This is a genomic window from Sulfitobacter profundi (assembly GCF_042661425.1).
Lineage (GTDB): Bacteria > Pseudomonadota > Alphaproteobacteria > Rhodobacterales > Rhodobacteraceae > Sulfitobacter > Sulfitobacter profundi.
Genome location: NZ_JBHSWA010000001.1, coordinates 713,482 through 732,594 on the forward strand (window position 1 = coordinate 713,482; position 19,113 = coordinate 732,594).

General features: G+C 62.2%; 15 protein-coding genes and 4 pseudogenes. 7 read left to right on the plus strand and 12 right to left on the minus strand.

The annotated features are described in order from the left end of the window. Window positions 1-19: 19 nt before the first annotated feature. From ACFQAU_RS03890 to ACFQAU_RS03915, 6 genes and pseudogenes are all read right to left on the minus strand, one after another. Window positions 20-766, minus strand: a complete 747-nt coding sequence (locus tag ACFQAU_RS03890; RefSeq protein ID WP_206054309.1) for an SDR family NAD(P)-dependent oxidoreductase — start codon at window positions 764-766, stop codon at window positions 20-22. 39 nt (window positions 767-805) lie between these two features. Then, window positions 806-2,427: pseudogene (locus ACFQAU_RS03895) on the minus strand (ABC transporter ATP-binding protein). Beyond that, window positions 2,424-3,263, minus strand: a complete 840-nt coding sequence (locus tag ACFQAU_RS03900; RefSeq protein ID WP_082849458.1) for an ABC transporter permease — start codon at window positions 3,261-3,263, stop codon at window positions 2,424-2,426. The pseudogene ACFQAU_RS03895 and the gene ACFQAU_RS03900 overlap by 4 nt, the downstream one beginning before the upstream one ends. Beyond that, window positions 3,260-4,231, minus strand: a complete 972-nt coding sequence (locus ACFQAU_RS03905) for an ABC transporter permease (protein WP_120350379.1) — start codon at window positions 4,229-4,231, stop codon at window positions 3,260-3,262. Before ACFQAU_RS03905 ends, ACFQAU_RS03900 begins: the two co-directional genes overlap by 4 nt. Window positions 4,232-4,306: 75 nt before the next feature. Beyond that, window positions 4,307-5,881, minus strand: a complete 1,575-nt coding sequence (locus tag ACFQAU_RS03910; protein WP_132444949.1) for an ABC transporter substrate-binding protein — start codon at window positions 5,879-5,881, stop codon at window positions 4,307-4,309. A gap of 99 nt (window positions 5,882-5,980) precedes the next feature. Then, the gene (locus tag ACFQAU_RS03915) at window positions 5,981-6,640 is read right to left on the minus strand and encodes a GntR family transcriptional regulator (protein ID WP_240791600.1); all 660 of its coding nucleotides are present in this window, start codon (window positions 6,638-6,640) and stop codon (window positions 5,981-5,983) included. 123 nt (window positions 6,641-6,763) lie between these two features. Here ACFQAU_RS03915 and ACFQAU_RS03920 point away from each other — a divergent pair, with 123 nt between their 5' ends. The 7 genes and pseudogenes from ACFQAU_RS03920 to ACFQAU_RS03950 all read left to right on the plus strand — a co-directional run bounded on the left by ACFQAU_RS03920 (window position 6,764) and on the right by ACFQAU_RS03950 (window position 13,098). Beyond that, window positions 6,764-7,792, plus strand: a complete 1,029-nt coding sequence (locus ACFQAU_RS03920) for a histone deacetylase family protein (protein WP_132444947.1) — start codon at window positions 6,764-6,766, stop codon at window positions 7,790-7,792. Then, window positions 7,789-8,955, plus strand: a complete 1,167-nt coding sequence (locus ACFQAU_RS03925; protein WP_386280670.1) for a thiamine pyrophosphate-binding protein — start codon at window positions 7,789-7,791, stop codon at window positions 8,953-8,955. Before ACFQAU_RS03920 ends, ACFQAU_RS03925 begins: the two co-directional genes overlap by 4 nt. Continuing rightward, window positions 8,877-9,350, plus strand: a complete 474-nt coding sequence (locus ACFQAU_RS03930; RefSeq protein WP_386280672.1) for a thiamine pyrophosphate-dependent enzyme — start codon at window positions 8,877-8,879, stop codon at window positions 9,348-9,350. Before ACFQAU_RS03925 ends, ACFQAU_RS03930 begins: the two co-directional genes overlap by 79 nt. Window positions 9,351-9,369: 19 nt before the next feature. Continuing rightward, window positions 9,370-10,659, plus strand: coding sequence for an ArgE/DapE family deacylase (locus ACFQAU_RS03935; RefSeq protein WP_132444943.1), 1,290 nt, complete (start codon window positions 9,370-9,372; stop codon window positions 10,657-10,659). Window positions 10,660-10,708: 49 nt separating this feature from the next. Next, window positions 10,709-11,766, plus strand: a pseudogene (locus tag ACFQAU_RS03940) (phosphotransferase). A 3-nt stretch (window positions 11,767-11,769) separates the two neighbouring features. Then, window positions 11,770-12,519 (plus strand): aminotransferase class III-fold pyridoxal phosphate-dependent enzyme, encoded by a 750-nt coding sequence (locus ACFQAU_RS03945; RefSeq protein WP_386280677.1) that lies wholly within the window; start codon window positions 11,770-11,772, stop codon window positions 12,517-12,519. A 4-nt stretch (window positions 12,520-12,523) separates the two neighbouring features. Continuing rightward, window positions 12,524-13,098, plus strand: a pseudogene (locus ACFQAU_RS03950) (aminotransferase class III-fold pyridoxal phosphate-dependent enzyme). Between the two features lie 12 nt (window positions 13,099-13,110). On the opposite strand, the gene ACFQAU_RS03955 reads toward ACFQAU_RS03950, so the two are convergent. From ACFQAU_RS03955 to ACFQAU_RS03980, 6 genes and pseudogenes are all read right to left on the minus strand, one after another. Continuing rightward, window positions 13,111-13,329, minus strand: a complete 219-nt coding sequence (locus ACFQAU_RS03955) for an ABC transporter ATP-binding protein (protein ID WP_386283793.1) — start codon at window positions 13,327-13,329, stop codon at window positions 13,111-13,113. A gap of 135 nt (window positions 13,330-13,464) precedes the next feature. Beyond that, window positions 13,465-14,726 (minus strand): annotated as a pseudogene (locus tag ACFQAU_RS03960) (ABC transporter ATP-binding protein); the annotation flags it as partial. A gap of 19 nt (window positions 14,727-14,745) precedes the next feature. Beyond that, the gene (locus ACFQAU_RS03965) at window positions 14,746-15,519 is read right to left on the minus strand and encodes an ABC transporter permease (RefSeq protein ID WP_386280680.1); all 774 of its coding nucleotides are present in this window, start codon (window positions 15,517-15,519) and stop codon (window positions 14,746-14,748) included. A gap of 46 nt (window positions 15,520-15,565) precedes the next feature. Then, window positions 15,566-16,522, minus strand: coding sequence for an ABC transporter permease (locus tag ACFQAU_RS03970; RefSeq protein WP_132444935.1), 957 nt, complete (start codon window positions 16,520-16,522; stop codon window positions 15,566-15,568). Between the two features lie 81 nt (window positions 16,523-16,603). Further along, a complete protein-coding gene (locus ACFQAU_RS03975; protein WP_132444933.1) occupies window positions 16,604-18,175 on the minus strand; it encodes an ABC transporter substrate-binding protein in 1,572 nt (523 codons plus the stop codon). A 484-nt stretch (window positions 18,176-18,659) separates the two neighbouring features. Further along, window positions 18,660-18,806: a hypothetical protein gene (locus ACFQAU_RS03980; protein WP_162931808.1), complete on the minus strand. Its 147-nt coding sequence runs from the start codon at window positions 18,804-18,806 to the stop codon at window positions 18,660-18,662. Window positions 18,807-19,113 lie beyond the last annotated feature (307 nt).

The following is a 19,113-nucleotide window of genomic DNA, read 5'->3' on the forward strand; positions in this document are numbered from 1 at the left end:
GGTAGCTCCTGCGCGCGTCTTAGACGTGCTGCCCGCCATTGATCTCAATCTCGGTACCCGAGACATAAGAGCTTTCCTCACTACACAGGAAATAGATCGCCCGCGCCACCTCATCCGGCTGGCCGAGGCGGCGCATGGGGATGTCGCGCACGATCTTGTCGGTGCCTTCGCTGAGGATCGCCGTCTCCACCTCGCCCGGTGCGATTGCGTTCACCCGCACGCCCAGCGGGCCGAAATCATGGGCCATTTCACGGGTCAGCGCGGCAAGCGCCGCCTTGGATGTCGCATAGGCCGCACCGGCGAAGGGATGCACCCGCGACCCGGCGATAGAGGTCACATTCACCACCGATCCGCGCCCGGCAGAGAGTTCATCCTGAAGCCCCCGCGCCAGCACCACGGAGGCAAAGAAATTCACATGAAACACCTGCCCCCACGTCCGCAGATCGGTGTCGAGCGTGCTGAGCCGCGCGCCATCTTCACCCTTTGGCGAAATGCCTGCATTGTTGACCAGCGCATGCAGCGGGTTACCGTTCAGCAGCCGCTTGACCTGCGCGACCGCCTCAATCGTCTGGTTCGGGTCGCTGAGATCGACCTGCACATGATCCTGCGCCCCACCGGGCCAAGGGCATTCGGGCGAGAATGCCTGACGCGAGCAACCGATCACCCGCCAGCCCTTGCCCGCGAAAGCCTTGGCCGTGGCATGTCCGATGCCCCGGCTCGCCCCTGTCAAAAGCAGCGTCTTTTGGTCGTGAACCGCAGTATCCATCGCTTGATCCAAATCTGGCATAACGCCTGAAATAGCGCCCTAGTCGGCAGCCGCCAGCGCGCGTTCATAATCCTGCCCCGGAATAGCGTCGAGCAGGCTGCGCGTATAGGCGGTATCGGGATCGTGCAACACTTTGCTGACCGGCCCGGCTTCGACGATCTGGCCCTTTTGCATGACGATGATCCGGTCGCAGATCCGCGCCGCGACCCGCAGGTCGTGGGTGATAAAGAGCATTGATAGGTTCAGCCGGGTCTTCAACTCGGCCAGCAGATCAAGCACCTGCGCCTGAATGGATACATCGAGCGCCGAGACGGCCTCATCCGCGATGATGATCGACGGCTCTAGCGCCAGCGCGCGGGCGATGCCGATGCGCTGCCGCTGCCCGCCTGAAAACTCATGCGGGAAACGTTTCATCGCGCTTTCATCTAGTCCGACGAGCTCGAGCAGTTCACGCGCCTTGGCCTTTGCCTCTTTATCCGGCGTGTCATAGGCGATCAGCCCTTCGGTCAGGATACGCGAGACACGGGCGCGCGGGTTGAGCGACGAGAACGGGTCTTGAAAGATCATCTGCAACTTGCGCCGCTGCGCGCGCAATTCCGCGCCGGACATATGGGCGATGTCGACGTCATCCATCAGCACCCGACCCCCATCTGGATCGAGCAGACGCACCAGACAACGCCCGACGGTGGATTTGCCCGAACCGGATTCTCCGACGATGCCGATGGTTTCACCTGCGTAGAGCTCAAAGCTCACGTCTTGCACGGCTTTCACCACGCGGCGCTTGCCAAAGAGCGTGCCAGAGCCGGTCGAAAAGGTCTTTTGCAGCCCTTCGACCTTGAGCAGCGGCGCGCGCTCTACCTGCTTGGGCGCGTCGGTCTGGGTCAGCCGGGGGATCGCGTCGATCAGGGCGCGGGTGTAGGGGTGCTGGGGTTTCAGCAGCACCTCTTGGGCCGGACCAGCTTCGACGATTTCGCCCTTTTTCATGACGATGACCCGGTCGGCGATATCGGCCACCACGCCAAAGTCATGGGTGATGAAAATGACCGCCATGCCACGCTTGCGGCGCAGGTCTTCGATCAGCGTGAGGATCTGCGCTTGGGTGGTAACATCAAGCGCCGTCGTCGGCTCATCCGCGATCAGGATATCAGGCTCCAGCGCCAAGGCCATCGCGATCATCACCCGCTGCCGCTGCCCGCCCGACAGTTGGAAGGGATAGGCCCGGATCGCCGCTCGCGGGTCGGGAATGCCGACCTCCTCCAACAGTTTCAACGCCCGCGCACGCCGTTCCGAGCTGTTGAGCGCGCCATGCGCCTCAAACACCTCGGCGATCTGCGCGCCGATCCGCATCAGCGGGTTCAGCGCGCTGAGGGTTCCTGAAAGATCATCGAAATGCGGCTGCCGCGCAGCTTCAACATCTCTTTCTCAGACAGGCCGAGGATCGACTGGCCGTCAAAGGTGATGCTGCCCTTGTCGGGTTCAACACCTTGCGGCAGCAGCCCCATCACCGCATTGGCCGACATGGATTTGCCCGACCCGCTTTCGCCAACGATGCAGAGGATCTCCCCCGGTGCGAGGTCAAAGTTGATGTCTTTGGCGGCATAGAGCCGGTCCGCCCCCACGGGCAAAGCGATAGACAGATCACGGATGCTAAGCAGGGTCATTCGGATTTCCTCGTCAATCGCGGGTTCAGCGCGTCGTTCAGGCCCTCGCCGATCAGGTTCAGCGCCAGCACGGTCAAAAGGATCGCCATCCCCGGCAGGAACGACAGCCACCATGCGGTGCGGATCACAGTCCGCGCGGCCCCGATCATATAGCCCCAAGACATGATGTTCGGATCGCCCAGCCCCAGAAAGGACAGTGAGCTTTCCAGCAAGATCGCCTGCGCCACCATGAGCGAGGCCAGCACGATAATGGGCGGCAGCGCGTTGGGCAGGATGTGGCGGGTGATGATCTGAAGGTTGCCGAGGCCCGACAGGCTTGCCGCCTCGACAAACTCGCGGGTTCTGAGCGACAGCACCTCGCCCCGCACCAGACGCGCCACCGGGGGCCATGACACGATGGAGATCGCGATGATCACGAAAGTCAGGCTGGGCTGAAAGATCGCCAAGAGCACGATCGCCAAGGCGAAGCTGGGGATGGTCTGAAAGAACTCGGTAAAGCGCATGAGCGCATCATCAATCCGCCCCGCGAAATACCCCGCCGCCGCTCCGACCGGCACCCCGATGGCCAACGCCACGATGGTCGAGACCAGCCCGACCAGCAGGCTCACATAAGCCCCATGTGCCAGCCCTGCCAGCACATTGCGGCCAAGCGCATCTGTGCCCAACATCAGCCCGTCTTGGGTGAAGGGCGGCAGGAAGGGACGCTGCACCATTTTCCACGGGCTTTGCGGGAAAAGGATGGGCGCGAGGATGGCCGCGGCCACGACGAAGGTCAGGATGACCAGACCAATGACCGCGCCCCGGTTATAGCTAAAACGTTTCCAAAAGCTCATCATGTTGTCAGCCTTATCCGCGGATCAACAATGACATAGATGACATCCGTGATCAGGTTGAACAGCAGCACCATGGCCGCCGAGATGTAAAAGACCCCAAGGATCACGTTGTAATCTCGCTGGTTGATCGCCTCGAACATCAGCCGCCCGATGCCGGGCCATGCAAAGACGGTCTCGGTCAGGATCGCCCCGCCAAAGATCTGCCCCGCCTGAAGCCCGGCCAGCGTGATGACCGGCAAAAGCGCGTTGCGCAGGATGTGGCGCCGCTGGATCACGCCGCGGGTCAGCCCCTTGGCACGGGCGGTTTTGACGAAATCGAGCCGCGACACTTCCAGCATCGAAGCTCGCGTCATGCGCATATAAATCGCGGTAAAGAACAGCCCCAAGGTAGAGGCCGGGAGGACGAGGTGTTTGGCCACGTCCAGCACATGGGCCATACCGGTATAGCCCGCGCCAATGGTCGAGTAGCCAAAGCCCGGCAACCATTCGAGCCAGACTGAAAACACCAGCGTCGCCATCAGCGCGACCCAGAACAGCGGCGTGGCATAAAACAGCAGCGCGAAGGTCGAAATAAGCGTGTCACCCCACCGCCCCTGCCGGGCCGAGGCCGCGACACCGGCGGTCACACCCAAGACCAGCGACAGCACAAAGGCCACGCCGGTCAGCAAAAGCGTCGCTGGCAGACGGTCGCCGATCATCTCGGCCACCGGCATCTGCTGGCGGAAGGAATAGCCCAGATCAAGCTGCACCGCGCCTTTGATATAGAGCCAAAGCTGCATGTAGAGCGGTTGGTCCAGCCCGAAACGCGCCCGCAGATCTGCAAGGAATTTCTCATCCGCCGCCCCGGCTTCGCCCGCCATGACCGCCGCAGGGTCACCCGGTGCCGCATGGATCAGCAGGAAATTGAAGACAAGGATCGCCAGCAGGATAAACACCGCCTTGACCAACCTGCCCAATATGAAACGTATCACGCTATCCGCCCCGTGTTGTTCTAAGATCCGCCCGAGCCGCCGAAACGGCTCGGGCCTTGAGCGTTGTCGCTTTTTTTACTTGTCGAGCCACACGTCGCGGAAACCGTCGTTCACGCCAAAGGCGGTGTTAACAGGGTTTTTGACGTCACAGCGGTAGATCGTGGGGAAACCCAGTTCCAAGAGCCAAATGTTCGGCACGTCTTCGACGATCTTGTCTTGGATTTCCTTATAAGCCGCCTTGCGCTCTTCGGGGCTGGCCATCAGCGCCGCTTCGGCAAACAGCTTGTCCGTCTCAGCGTTTTGATAGTTCGCCACGTTGTTCCAAGGCGAACCGGGGGCGGCATTGTCGCCCATATAGGTCCGCGAAACGCCAAGTGCCGGATCGCCGTATTGGTAGAGATAGGTAAAGGCGAGATCATAGTCACGGTCCGCAACCTTCTGGTTCCAACCCGCTACGTCCGAGGGCACAATCTCGGTCGTCATGCCGATCTCGCTCAGGTTTTGTTTGACCGCTTCGGCCCAGCGCTGCCATGTCTCACCGTAGGGCAGACCTAAGATGCGGATGGTTTCACCGTCATAGCTGCTTTCTTCCAGCAGGGTTTTGGCTTTTTCCGGATCAAAGGTGATGTCCGGCGTCTCGCCATCATAGAACCGGGTGGAGGACGACAGCGGCCCGGTCGAGACCTTGCCAAGACCATTCCACAGCGCGTCCTTGGCGAACTGGCGGTCGACGCCATGCATGATCGCCTTGCGCACCTTCACATCGTCGAGCGGTTTGTTGTCGTTGTTCACCCACATCCAAGACAGCGGGCCAAAGTATTCCCAGCCTTTGTCGGTGATGCAGGTGTTGTCCATCGCCTGAATGCGCGCCACGTCGAAGTTTTCGACCGAGCCGCCGGGCAGCACATCGACCTTGCCGGTCTCATAGGCCACCGCGCGCGAGGCCGCATCGGGGATCACGTGGTAATAGACTTCGTCGACGTAGGGCTTGCCCTCCATGTAGTAGTCTTCGTTCTTCACCAGATGGATGAAGCTGCCCTTTTCCCATTCGTCGAACTTGAACGGGCCGGTGCCGATGGGCGTGTTGTTCGCCTCATTGTTGGCGAAATCCGTGCCTTCGTAGATGTGCTTTGGGATCATCGGCGCGGTGCCGGGCTCAAAGATACCGATGAAGGGGCCGAAGGGCTGCTTTAGGTTAAAGACAACCGTGTGATCGTCGGGCGTCTCGATGCTCTCGACATGCTCCATATAGGTGCGCATCCGCGAATGGCTTTCGCGCAGGAACTTATCCATGGAGAATTCGACATCCGCCGAGGTGAACGGTTCTCCATCATGGAAAACCACGCCTTCGCGAAGCTTGAAGGTATAGGTCTTGCCGTCCTCTGAAATCTCCCAAGATTCAGCCAATTGGCCTTCGGGTTTCAGATCGAAATCATAGCGCAGCAGGCTTTCATAAATATCGCCGCCGACCATCTGTGTCGGGCCGTTCTGCACAAGGCCGATCATCAGGCTGGGCGGTTCGGGCTGGATCACAACGTTGAGCGTGCCGCCGGACTTTGGTTCGCCATCCTGCGCGGCCAGTGGCCCGGCCAGTGCCAGCGCCAGAACGGCTGCGGTTAATTTAGTGGTGTGTAGCATGTAAATCCCCATTGGTTTTGCTTTGACTCGCCCAGTGACAGCGTCCGCTCTGGTGTCGGCTTCTTGCAGTCGCTCGGGTGATGGCCGCGCGATGCGCAGCGCTTGAATTGCTCATTCGTCTATGGTGAACGATTGGATGTATCTGATGATCCCCTCCTTTGCGTCATCTATGTCTGCGCGCATCTCCGCGGCAGCCGCCGCAGGATCGCGACTTTCACAGGCGGCAATGATCGCCTGATGATGCCGGACCAGCCCCAGCTGTTCCCGCGCATAGTACCCGGCAATCAGCGGCCCCATGCGCAGCCACAGCCCGCCGAGTATCGCCAGCAGAATGGGCATCTCAGCCGCCTCCACCAATGCGAAATGGAACTCCTGATTGTACTTGACCGCCTGCGGCCAACGCCCGGCCACGGCTGCAGCCTCATTCCGCTCCACGATCTTTTTCAGGCGGCGGATTTCCTTGGGGCCCACCATCTCGGCGGCGCGGCCTGCGGCGAACCCCTCCAACTCGCGCCGGATGCTTGCGATCTCAAGATACTGCGCCTCTGTCAGCACCGGCACGCGCACGTCGCGCATGCTGCGCTGGATCAAAGCCTCATCCCGCAAGAGCCGCTGCACCGCGTCGCGCACTGGCGTCGAACTGGTGCCCAACCGCTCAGCCAACCCGCGAATGGTGACCTTTTCATTCGGGCGCAGCTTGCCTTCCACCAAGTCCTGACAGACCCGATCATAGATCGCATCGCCCAATGAAACTTGACTGATCTCGGCCATCGCGCCCTCGTCCTTACCGACCAAACCGTGGCCAGTTTTGATGCATGATGCATCATTTCTATTGAGCCTGCAAATTAAAACTGCAATGCTCCGCCGCAGCGACATCAGACCACAGGGAATGTGATGAAAGTCTTTTTCGACGAACGCCAGCTTGGCCACGCACCGACCCACTACTTTCGGCGCGGCGCGGCCATGCCGCATCAAGAACAGCCACAACGTGCTGAAATTCTACGCGATATGTTAATCGGCGAAGGGTTTGAGATTGCCAAACCCCAAGACCACGGACTTGCCCCGATCAAGGCGGTGCACAACCCCGATTACGTTGATTTCCTGCCCGACGCCCATGCCCGCTTCGTCGAAAGCGCGGGGCCAGAGGCGCTGGCCATTCCCACCATGCACCCCGGCGTGCGGCGCGGTAAAGAACCCAAAGACATTCACGGCCAGTTGGGCTGGTGGATGACCGACACATCGACCCCGCTGACCGAAGGGTCATGGGACGCGGCCTATTGGTCGGCCCAAACCGCCGTGGAGGCCGCCGAGACCGTGGCGGCCGGTGCCCGCGCCGCCTATGCGCTTTGCCGTCCGCCCGGCCACCACGCGATGCGCGATTGCGCGAACGGGTTTTGCTTTTTCAACAACGCCTGCATTGCGGCGGAGCATCTGACCCAGACCTACAAAAAGGTCGCACTGATCGATATCGACGTGCACACCGGCAATGGCTCGCTCGACATCCTCTATGAACGCGGCGACATCTTCTTCTGCTCGCTGCACCCCGACCCGGCCACCTACCCCACCTTCTACCTTGGCCATGCGGATGAAACGGGCGAAGGCGACGGGGCGGGCAAATCGCTGAACCTGCTGCTGGAACAGGGCGCGAGCCAAGATGACGTGCTGGCCTTGCTCGACAAAGGCATCGCCGCGATCCGTGATTTCGGAGCCGAGGCGCTCGTGGTCTCACTGGGTTTTGACATGGCCGCCGATGATCCGCTGGCCGCCGTAAACGTCTACCCCGACGGCTTTGCCGAAATGGCGCGGCGCTTGACGGCGCTCCACCTTCCCACAGCATTGATCCAAGAGGGCGGCTACCTTGGCCCCTCCCTTGCCGATAACGCAAAATCATTTCTCACGACATTCCGCGAGGCCACAGCATGAGCAAGACACCCAAAGAGATGAATGGCGCTGAAAGCGTTGTCCGCAGCCTGCACGCGGGCGGGGTGGAGGTCTGTTTCGCCAATCCCGGCACCTCCGAGATGCAGTTTGTCGACGCGCTGGACCGGACCAAACTGATGCGCTGCGTCTTGGGCCTGTTCGAAGGCGTGGTGACCGGTGCCGCCGATGGCTATGCGCGCATGGCCGGGAAACCGGCAGTGACCCTGCTGCACCTCGCGCCCGGTTTTGCCAACGCCGCCGCCAACCTGCACAACGCCCGCAAGGCACGGGTGCCGATGGTGAACCTTGTGGGCGACCACGCGCTGCGGCACCAAAAGTATGACGCGCCCCTCTCGGCAGATGTCGAAGGCGCCTGTGCGCCCTTCAGCGATTGGGTGCGTTCGGGCCGGGATGCTGGCAGCTTTGCGGCGGATGCGATGACCGCCCTCGCCGTGGCGCAAAGCAAGCCCGGCAAGGTCGCCACACTGATCGCCCCTGCGGACATCGGCTGGGACGCGGGCGGCAAGATGGCCGAGGCCGTGGCCCCCGCTGCCCCTGCCCCGCTGGATGAACGCGCGCTAGATGCCGCGATCAACGCTTTGGAGAGCGGTGAGAAAACCGTTCTGCTGGTCGGCAGCGCGGTGCTGGAAAGCCAAGAAGCGATGGCCCTACTGCACGGCATCGCAGAAAAGACCGGGGCCGACATCCTCGCGCCCACCTCGAACCGCCGGATGGAGCGCGGACAGGGCCGCTTTGCGATCAACAAAGTCCCCTACCCGATCAACGCGGCCCTTGAATGCCTTGCCCCCTACAGCCGCGCGATCCTGATTGAGACGCCACCCCCGTGGCCTTCTTTGCCTATCCCGGCAAGCCGAGCCTGCTGCTGCCGGTCGATTGCCACACCGTCACATTGGCCGCCGTCGATGCGGACGGCTCCACGGCTTTGGCCGCACTCGCAGACCGCATCGGCGCGAAACCCGCCACCCCGCGCGACCACGAACGACCCGCCGCACCGCAGGCAGGCGGCATCACCCTGCAAAACCTCGGCGCGGCCTTGGCGAACGCATTGCCCGAAGATGCGATTGTGGTGGATGAAGCCGTCTCCTCCGGCGGAGCCACCTTCCCCGCGGGCGACAGTGCGGCGCCGAACACGTGGCTGGCCCTGACCGGCGGGTCCATCGGCATCGGTATCCCGCTTTCTGCCGGAGCGGCCATCGCCTGCCCCGACCGTCCGGTCATCACGCTGCAGGCAGATGGCTCGGCCATGTACACCATCCAAGGACTCTGGACCCAAGCGCGCGAGAACTCCAACGTCACCACGATCATCCTCGCCAATCAGTCCTATGAGATCCTCAAGGGCGAATTGCACAACGTCGGCGCGCAGCCCGGCCCCGACGCGCTGAGCATGCTGAACCTCGACCGTCCGCAATTGGATTTCGTTGCCATGGCCAAGGGCATGGGCGTGCCGGGCAAACGGGTCGAAGACGTGACCGAGCTGATGCGCGCCATCGAAGACGCGGCGAAAGAACCCGGCCCTTTCCTCATCGAAGCGATGCTTTAACCCCTCGAAAGGACACGACATGACCCTCGATCCTGATCTGAAATCCCGCATCCTTCAGGCCGTTGAAGATGGCTTCGCTGAGCAAGTGAGCTTTACCCAACAACTCGTGCAGACCCCTTCGCTGCGCGGCCATGAACATGCGATCCAAGACCTGCTGTTTCGCAACCTGCAAAGCCGTGGCTACGCGATGGACCGTTTCAAGATGGACCGCGCCGCGATTGAGGCGCACCCCGGCGGCTCGAGATACTCGGACGATCACTCCGACGCGCCCATCGTCGTGGGCATCCACCGCCCGCGCGATGAGGCGGGCCGCTCGCTGATCCTGCAATCGCATCTCGACGTGGTGCCCGAAGGGCTGCACGACATGTGGGATGATCCGCCCTACTCGGCCAAGATCGGCGGCGACTGGATGTATGGCCGGGGCGCAGGCGATATGAAGGCGGGTGCTGCGGCGAATATCTTTGCCCTAGACGCGCTGCGCCGCATTGGGTTGCAACCAGCGGCGACTGTCTATGTGCAATCCGTGGTCGAAGAGGAATCCACCGGCAACGGCGCGTTGCAGACGTTCCTACAAGGCTACACCGCCGATGCGGTTTTCATTCCCGAACCCGAAGAAGAAATGTTGGTGCGCGCCAATACCGGCGTCATCTGGTTTCAGGTGCAGGTGCGCGGCGTGCCCGTCCATGTGCGCGAAATGGGCGAAGGCGCCAATGCGATTGACGCGGCGACCCGGGTTATGACCGCCCTGCGCGAGATGGAGGAAGACTGGAACGCCGAGAAAGGCGACCACCCGCATTTTGAAGACGAAGCGCATCCGATCAACCTCAACATCGGCAAGATTGAAGGCGGCGATTGGGCGTCATCGGTGCCGTCATGGTGCAATATCGATTGCCGCGTTTCCATCTATCCGGGCCGAAGCGCCGAGGATGCCGCGCGCGAGATTACCGAGCGGGTCAAAGCCTTTGCCCAGACCGACAACTTCCTGTCCAACAACCCGCCCGAAGTGGTCTTTAACGGCTTTCACGCCGAAGGCTATGTGCTGGAGCCGGGCAGCGAGGCCGAAGCGGTGCTGGAACGCGCCCACGAAGACGCCATCGGCGCGCCGCTGCAGTCTTTCATGACGGCGGGCTATCTCGATACGCGGGTCTATGCGCTGTATAACAAGATCCCGGCGCTCTGTTACGGGCCGAAGTCGCGCAACATCCACGGGATCAATGAATCCGTCAGCCTGAGTTCGGTCAAGAAAATCACCCAAGCCATGGCGCTGTTTATCGCCGAATGGTGCGGGACCGAGGACATCACCCCATGACCGAGGTCGGGATCACGCCTCAGGGCGGCCTGCCCCCTTCCTCAGCGGCGTGCTGGTCGAAGAGAGCGGCAACAAGACCGATCTTCTAGCGCAAGATCCGCCCGCCTTTGACGCGGCGCGCGCGGCAGAGGTTGCCTTGCAGCGCTATGGTATCTCAGGCGAAATCAAGCCGCTTGCGGCGGAAAAGGATGCGAATTTCCTGATCACCCTGCCCACCGGGCAACAGGCGCTGCTGAAGATCACCAATGCCGCCGAAGAGCGTGCCGTGACCGATATGCAGACCGCAGCCCTGATGCATCTGGCCTCTGCTGATCCCGATCTGCCGGTGCAGCGCATCTGCGCCAGCCTCAATGGCAAGGCGGCCGAGGTTGCCACAGCGGCTGACGGTCAGCCCCATGTCGTGCGGCTCATGACCTTCCTTCGCGGCACTGTCCTCAGCAATGCCACGCCGCGCCCCGGCCTGCACCGCGCCTTGGGGGATTTTCACGCGCGGGTCACCCTTGGTCTGCGCGGTTTTTTCCATCCGGCGGGGGGCATTTCCTGCAGTGGGACATCAAACAGGCGGGCCATCTGCGCCCGCTGCTGGCGGATGTGCAAGACGCCGCCCTGCGCGCCCAACTGGGGCGAACCCTCGATCACTTTGATGCAGAAGTCGCGCCCCAGCTTCCACATCTGCGGGCACAGGTCGTCCATAACGATTTCAATCCGCACAATATTCTGGTCGACGGACCAGAGGCGCAGCATCCCGTCGGGCTGATTGATTTCGGTGACATGGTGCATACGCCGCTGGCCTGCGATCTGGCGGTGGCTTGCTCCTATCAACTCGGCCAAGGCGCTGAGCCGCTACAAAACGTCTGCGAGATGGTCGCGGGCTTTGCCGCACGGCTGCCGCTGGAGGCCGAGGAAATCGCGCTTCTGCCCAGTCTGATCCGCCTGCGCCATGCCACCACCTTGGCAATCGGCGCTTCCCGCGCCCGGCGCTATCCCGATAACGCCCCCTATATCCTGCGCAACGCCGCCGCCTCGCAACGCGGGCTGGCAGCACTCGACGAAATTGCCGACGCCGCCGCGATCAAAGCCCTGCACCGTGCGGCGGGAACGGAGTGACCGATGACCATGATCAACGCCTATGACAGCGCCCAAGCCGAGGCCCTCAGCCCGGACGACCGCGCCCTGATCGACCGCCGCGCCAAGGCGCTCGGCCCCGCCTACCGGCTGTTTTACGACCAACCGCTGCACATTGAGCGCAGCGAAGGCGTCTGGCTGTGGGACAAGGACGGGCGCAAATACCTTGATGCCTATAACAACGTCGCCTCGGTCGGTCATTGTCATCCGCGCGTGGTCGAGGCGATTACTCAGCAGTTGGGCGTGCTGAACACCCACACCCGCTATCTACATGAAAACGTGGTGACTTACGCCGAACGGCTGCTCGCCACAATGCCCGACGCACTCGGCCATGTGATGTTCACCTGCACCGGGTCCGAGGCGAATGACATCGCCCTGCGCATCGCCCGCAGCTATACCCGGCGCGAAGGGGTCATCGTCACCCGCCTTGCCTATCATGGGCTGACCGAGGCGGTGGCGGAACTGTCCCCCTCCTTGGGGGATTTCACCCCGCGCCGCCCGCGCATCCGGCTGATCGACGCGCCCGACACGCTCCGCATCCCCGAGGCGCAGCAGGGCGCGAAACTCGCCGCCGATCTGGCCCAAGCGATTGCCGAGATACGCGCCGATGGGATCGAGCCTGCGGCCTTCATCGTCGATACGATCTTTTCCAGCGACGGGCTGCACCCCGATCCGGCGGGGTTCCTGCAACCGGCGGTCGATCTGATCCGCGCCGAGGGGGCTTTTCATCGCTGACGAAGTGCAGCCTGGCTTTGCCCGCACCGGCGATGCCTTCTGGGGGTTCCAGCGCCACGGGCTGGTGCCTGACATGGTCACGATGGGCAAGCCGATGGGCAATGGCTTCCCCTTTCCGGCACCGCGATGCGGCCAGAGCTGGTGCAAGAATTTGGCGAAAAGGCACGCTATTTTAACACCTTTGGCGGCAACCCCGTGGCCGCCGCCGCGGGCATGGCCGTGCTCGACGTGATCGCGGATGAAGGGTTGCAGAACAATGCTGCCACGGTCGGCGGGGCCCTCAAGAACGGCCTGCAGGATATCGCGGCGCGTTACCCCGAGATCGGCCATGTGCGCGGCGCGGGGCTGTTTCTGGCCGTTGAGTGCGTCACTTCGCGCGCGACCAATGCCCCCGACGCCGCCCGCGCGAAATTCGTGGTGAACCACATGCGCCAGAATGGCGTCTTGATCAGCGCCACCGGGCCAAGGGCCAATGTGCTGAAGATCCGCCCGCCCCTTGTCTTGCAGCAGCCCGAAGCCGCATTGTTTCTCGACGTGGCAGAGGCCGCCTTTGCTGCGGCCCGCGCCGCGGATGTATAACCCGCCAGCGCCCTACTCCGCCTCGCGCAAGGACCGCTCCCGCGCGCGGGCCTCGGTCAGCCATTCCGGATCCATCTGCGGCACCGAGGTCAGCAACCGTTTGGTATAGGCCTGCTTTGGCGCGCCGAAGATCTCATCGCGCCCGCCCTGTTCGACGATCTGGCCGTTCTTGAGCACGATCACCTTATGGGCAATCGCCTCAACCGTGGCCAGATCATGGGTGATGAACATAAAGGTCAGGTGCAGCTCGGTCTGCAAACGCACCAACAGCCGCAAGATCCCCTCGGCCACCAGTTGATCAAGCGCGCTGGTCACCTCGTCGCAGATGATAAACTCAGGCTCGGCGGCCAGCGCACGGGCGATGCCCACGCGCTGCTTCTGACCGCCGGAAAGCTCGCTGGGTTTGCGGTCAAGGAAGGCGCGGTCAAGATCGACCAGATCCATCAGTTCCTCCACCCGCGCCCGAAGCACCCGGCCCTTGCGGCCCGTGAACTTGCGCACCGGACGGGACAAAATCTCGCGGATATTGTGGCGCGGGTTCAGCGAGGTATCCGCCGATTGATAGATCATCTGGATATTGCGCAGCGTCTCGGCCCCGCGTTTGGCCAATCGCGGTTCCAGCGGCGCGTCGTTCCAGAAAAACTGCCCCGAGGCGGGGGCAGCAGCCCCGCGATCACCCGCGCGAGAGTGGATTTCCCCGACCCGCTTTCCCCCACCACCGCCGTCGTCTGGCCGCGCGGAAAGGTGAAGTTGAGATTGTCCAACACGGTCATCGGCCCATAGGCCGCCGAAACTCCCTCGCAGCGGATCAGCGCCGGAGCCTCCCCCGCCTCTGCATCGGGGCGGCGAAACGACCGCACGGCCCAGAGCGACCGGGTGTAATCCTCTTGCGGGGCGTCCAGCATGATTTTGGTCGGCGCGGTCTCGACCGCCTCACCGTCTTTCATCACGCAGATGCGGTCGGCCATCTGGCTGACCACGGCAAGGTCATGCGTGATGTAGATCGCCGCCGTGTCATATTGCTCGACAATATCGCGGATGGCGCCCAGCACTTCGATCTGGGTGGTGACGTCCAAGGCGGTCGTCGGCTCGTCAAAGATGATCAGGTCGGGGCGGCAGGCCATGGCCATGGCCGTCATCGCCCGCTGCAACTGGCCGCCCGACACTTGGTGCGGATAGCGAAAGCCGATCTCTTCGGGGTTGGGCAATTGCATCTGACGGTAGAGTGCGACGGCGTCCTGCTCTGCCGCCGCGCGGCCAGAGACACCGTGCAGTCGCGGCGCTTCGGTATATTGGTCGATCAGCGTCTTGGCGGGGTTAAAGCTTGCCGCGGCGGACTGGGCGACATAGGCGATCCGCTTGCCGTGCAGACGGCGCAATTGCCCGCCCGCCATGCCGATCAATTCGGTCCCGTCGAATTCGACGCTGCCCCCGGCAAAGCGCACCCCGTCGCGGACATAGCCCATCGCCGCCAACCCGGCTGAGCTTTTGCCCGCGCCGCTTTCACCGACAAGGCCCAGCACCTCACCCCGGTCGAGTTCCAGATCGAGCCCTTTGATAATCACACTGGGCCGCGCGCGGCTGCCTGCCTCAAGCCGGAGACCGCGAATGTTCAGAAGATTTCCCATATGCTTGACCCCTGCTCGGTTAACTTTTCAGACCGCTGGCGCGGTGCAGCATCCAATCGACGATCAGGTTGATCGCAACGGTCAGCAAGGCGATGGCCGCCGCCGGGATCAGCGGGGTGATATCCCCGAAACTGATCAAGGTGGCGTTTTCCTTTACCATCGACCCCCAGTCCGCCGTGGGTGGCTGGATCCCGATGCCAAGAAAGGACAGCGCCGCGATAAAGAGGAACACAAAACAAAAGCGCACCCCAAACTCGGCGATCAGGGTCGACCAGATGTTGGGCAGAATCTCGCGCCGTAGCAGCCATGGCGTGCGCTCTCCGCGCAGCCTTGCGGCTTCGACGAAATCAAGGCCGACCACATTCATCGCCGCAGCCCGCGACAACCGGTAGACCGGCGCCACATAGATCACCGCGATCACCCCGACCATATTCGGGATCGACGGGCCGACGATGGCCAAGAGCATCAGCGCCAAGATCAGCGGCGGCACGGCCATCAGCACATCGACCAAGCGCGACAGGACTTCGTCCAGCCAGCCGCCTTTGAGCGCGGCCAGCATCCCCAGCGTCGACCCGACCGAAAAGGAAATAGCCGTCGTCAGCAGCGCCAGCCCGACCGTATTGCGCGCGCCAAAGATCATGCGCGACAGCATATCGCGGCCCAGATTGTCGGTGCCCAGCGGATGCGCCGCACTCCATGGCAAATAGGCATCGCCTACCACCTGCGTCTCGCCATAGGGCGCGACGATGGGCGCGAATATCCCCGTAAAGGCGACGATGGCCAGCACCACCATCCCAAAGATCGCCGAGGGGGCGCGGATTTCAGCAAAGATTTCATCGTTATCTCCCGTGCCGCAGACGCGGGTTCGACATGATCGAGATGATGTCGGCCAAGACGTTGAGCGTGATATAAACAGCGGCAAAGAACAGCCCCACCGCCTGCACCACCGGGAAATCCCGGCTGGAGACCGCATCCACCAGTAACTGCCCAAGACCGGGGTAGGAAAAGACGACCTCTACCACCACCACGCCGACCACCAGATAGGCAAGGTTCAGGGCCACGACATTGACGATCGGCGCCAATGCGTTAGGCAGCGCGTGCTGCACGATGATGCGCCAGCGCGGCACACCTTTAAGGCGCGCCATCTCGATATAGGGCGAGGCGAGCACGTTGATGATGGCCGCCCGCGTCATCCGCATCATATGAGCGACAACCACCAGAATAAGCGTCAGCGCGGGCAGAAAGCTGCGGTAAAGCGCGTCCCACAGCCCCGTGGCGCTGTCGATCCGCGCCAGCGTCGGAAAGACGCCGGCCTTGATCGACAGAAACAGGATCAGCACGTAGCCCACGAAAAACTCCGGCATGGAGATCGCCGAAAGCGCGGTCAAATTGACGCCCCGGTCAAACAGCGTGTTGCGCCACAGAGCGGCCAAAAGACCAAGGATCACCGCCAGCGGAGCGGCGATGGCGGCGGCATAGGTGGCCAAGAACATGGTATTGGCAAGGCGCGGCCCCAAAAGCTCGGACACCTCGCGCCCCGAGGCCAGCGAGGTGCCAAAATCACCGCGCAACACGCCGCTCAGCCAATCGAAATAACGAAGATGCGCGGGCTGATCGAGGCCCAGTTCGGCGCGAAATGCCGCGAGGGTCGACTCGGTCGCTGATTGGCCAAGGATCTGCTGCGCCAGATCACCGGGCAAGAATTCGATGCCAACGAACATGAGGGCGGATACGACAAAAAGGGTCAGAATGCCGAGGGACACTCGGCCGATAACAAGCTTCTGAAGCCGGGACATTTTAAGGTTTTCTCCGGCCCGGATCGGGCCATTGGTGCGGAAACGGACGGCCCCTTGGGGCCGCCCGGATGAGGCTGTGGCTTAGGACATCCACCAGCGTTCGATGAAGCGCTGGCTGTCGAGATCCCACATCTCGGACACTTCCTCAGGCATCTGAACGCTTTCGCTCATGGCCGAGACATATTGACCAAAGGCCGGGATCAGCGCGCCGCCCTGCTCTTTCACGATCTTTTGCATCTCGCCGTACATCTCGGCGCGGCGGGTCTGGTCCAGCTCAGGCCGCGCTTGCAACAGCAACTCGTTAAAGCGCTCGTTGTCCCATTTGGTCTCGTTCCACTCCGCATCGGCGGCATAGCCGGTCGAGAACATCAGGTCAGGCGTCGGACGGCCACCCCAATAGGAGCAGCAGAAGGGCTTTTGCAGCCAGACATTCGACCAATAGCCATCATCCGGCTCACGCTTCACCTCGATGTTCAGCCCCGCAGGCCGCGCGTTTTCGGCAAAGAGAACCGAGGCATCCACCGCCCCGTTAAAGGCAGCATCCGAGGTGGACAGCGTCACATCAAGGCTTTCAAGCCCCGCCTGTTTCAGGTGGTACTTCGCCCGCTCCGGATCATAGGTGATCTGCTCAAGGTCGTCGTTGTAATAGGGCATGGAACGCGAGATCGGTTGGTCGTTGCCCACGGTACCATAGCCGCGCAGAACCTTTTCGATCATATCTTCGCGGTTGATGCCGTATTTCAACGCCATCCGCACGTTCACGTCATCAAACGGGGCCGTGTTGGTCTGCATCGGCATGATGTAATGCAGCGTGCCGTCTTGGGTGTGGATCTTCACGTTGGGCGCGCGGCCCAGCAGGTTGATCGTCTTGAGGTCGGGCCGGTCGATCAGGTCAACCTCGCCGGTCATCAGCGCGTTCATCCGGGCCGCCGGATCGCCGACTTTCAAGATCACGACCTTGTCGAAATGCGCGCGGCCCTCTTTCCAGTAGTCATCGCGGCGCGTCAGTTCGACCCGTACGCCCGGCTCGAAAACGTCGATCACATAGCCGCCTGTGCCGATGCGGCTGTTGGGGTCGATCGTGCCATCGCCGGTGTCTTGGCGAATCCCGAGGTGGTAGTCATTGAAGATAAACGGGAAATCCGCGTTCCCTGCGGCCAGTTCAAAGATCACGACCTTGTCGCCATCGGCACGGATGTCGGTGATCTGCTCAAGCAGCGGTTTGATGCCGGATTTGGACTCTGGCCCCATGTGGTGACGGATCGAGGCGATCACATCATTCGCTGTCGCCGTTTTGCCGTCCGAGAATTGCGCGTTGTCGCGCAGGCGGAAGGTCCATGTGGCGGCATCGCTGCTGGCCTCAAAGCTCTCAGCCAAGTCGGGCTGGGCGGTGCCGTCGGGGGCGATTTCCGTCAGAGTGTTGAAGACCGCATAGCCGCTGGCAAACATGAAGTCGTTGTTGAAGGTTGCGGGATCAAGGCTGTCGGAGGTCGACCCTTGGGTGAAGCCAACCCGCAGCGTGCCACCCTTTTTGGGCTGAGCCTGTGCCCGTGCGCCCTGTGGCAAGATCAGCCCTGCCCCCACCGCAGCCGCGCTCCCGGCTAGAAAACTGCGACGGCTCGGTCCGTTTTGACGTTTTGTGAAATTGGTCATTGTATCCCCCTATGTTTGTTTTCTTGGTCAAGCGCTCTGACAAAGCGCTCGGCGTAATGGTCGGTTACGCGGCGTTTACCGCCGCCCCTCGCAGTGGCATGGGCCAGTCGCCCCACCTGCTATCGCGGTCGAAACACCGCCATCGCTGAACGACAGCGCGTCTCTGCCTGCAATGCGATCAGCCGCGGCAGTTTGCCCGCCGCAACGATCTTGGTCATAGGCATAGCCGGTTCCACCGCCGGGGTATAGATGCCCGGCGCGCGTGTCGCGAAGTTACGCTACGGCTAGAGAGGTTTTTCGGGGAGAACAAAGTGTTGTGGCCGGACTAGGAATGCGCCGAGCGCATCGACCTTTGCCGCGAGCGCCGCAAGACCGTGGGGCTGATCCCGCCCCGTCCGCGGCACCGCTTAGGGTATTTTTCGCCCGACAATAATAACTGAGCGATGCGAGAAAGCAGCGCGGGAATTTCGCACTGCTTTCGCGTTCACTTCTCTTTCTTCACCGCCTTTTGCGGGTTCTTTGGATCGAACTCCTCAGGACGGTGCGCCGCGCCTTCGTGGTCATCCTGCGCATTGTGGCGCTCCCGGTGGGGTGGGCGTTTCTCTTTGGCGTGATCTGGCTCGTTTGGCATGACGTTCTCCTTTCGGGCTGTTAATGCGGTCAGCGGCCTGTATTCGGGGCTTCATCAGCATAGACGCCGACCATCTACTGCGCGTTGTCACTCATCGGGCGCGGCACCGTGGGGCGCCATTCCTATGGTATAAATTGCCACATCGGGGTCGGTGTTCCGAAAGAGTTGGTCAGCCCCCCTACCGGCAGGAAATGACCGACCTGTGGTTGAAGCGCGCAGAGACCTAAGCGCCGCCCCGGGCCGCCCTCCTGCCCCGGAACCTTTTGATAAACCGCCCGTTATCCCCTTGCGATCCGGCCCGAAGGAA

What these genes read in the sequence shown, in the direction of transcription:
- ACFQAU_RS03890 (WP_206054309.1), bottom strand. Translation starts at nt 766, where the DNA reads ATGGATACTGCGGTTCACGACCAAAAGACGCTGCTTTTGACAGGGGCG.
- ACFQAU_RS03900 (WP_082849458.1), bottom strand. Translation starts at nt 3,263, where the DNA reads ATGATGAGCTTTTGGAAACGTTTTAGCTATAACCGGGGCGCGGTCATT.
- ACFQAU_RS03910 (WP_132444949.1), bottom strand. Translation starts at nt 5,881, where the DNA reads ATGGGGATTTACATGCTACACACCACTAAATTAACCGCAGCCGTTCTG.
- ACFQAU_RS03915 (WP_240791600.1), bottom strand. Translation starts at nt 6,640, where the DNA reads ATGGCCGAGATCAGTCAAGTTTCATTGGGCGATGCGATCTATGATCGG.
- ACFQAU_RS03920 (WP_132444947.1), top strand. Translation starts at nt 6,764, where the DNA reads ATGAAAGTCTTTTTCGACGAACGCCAGCTTGGCCACGCACCGACCCAC.
- ACFQAU_RS03925 (WP_386280670.1), top strand. Translation starts at nt 7,789, where the DNA reads ATGAGCAAGACACCCAAAGAGATGAATGGCGCTGAAAGCGTTGTCCGC.
- ACFQAU_RS03935 (WP_132444943.1), top strand. Translation starts at nt 9,370, where the DNA reads ATGACCCTCGATCCTGATCTGAAATCCCGCATCCTTCAGGCCGTTGAA.
- ACFQAU_RS03945 (WP_386280677.1), top strand. Translation starts at nt 11,770, where the DNA reads ATGACCATGATCAACGCCTATGACAGCGCCCAAGCCGAGGCCCTCAGC.
- ACFQAU_RS03955 (WP_386283793.1), bottom strand. Translation starts at nt 13,329, where the DNA reads ATGTTCATCACCCATGATCTGGCCACGGTTGAGGCGATTGCCCATAAG.
- ACFQAU_RS03965 (WP_386280680.1), bottom strand. Translation starts at nt 15,519, where the DNA reads ATGGTGGTGCTGGCCATCGTCGCCTTTACGGGGATATTCGCGCCCATC.
- ACFQAU_RS03970 (WP_132444935.1), bottom strand. Translation starts at nt 16,522, where the DNA reads ATGTCCCGGCTTCAGAAGCTTGTTATCGGCCGAGTGTCCCTCGGCATT.
- ACFQAU_RS03975 (WP_132444933.1), bottom strand. Translation starts at nt 18,175, where the DNA reads ATGACCAATTTCACAAAACGTCAAAACGGACCGAGCCGTCGCAGTTTT.
- ACFQAU_RS03980 (WP_162931808.1), bottom strand. Translation starts at nt 18,806, where the DNA reads ATGCCAAACGAGCCAGATCACGCCAAAGAGAAACGCCCACCCCACCGG.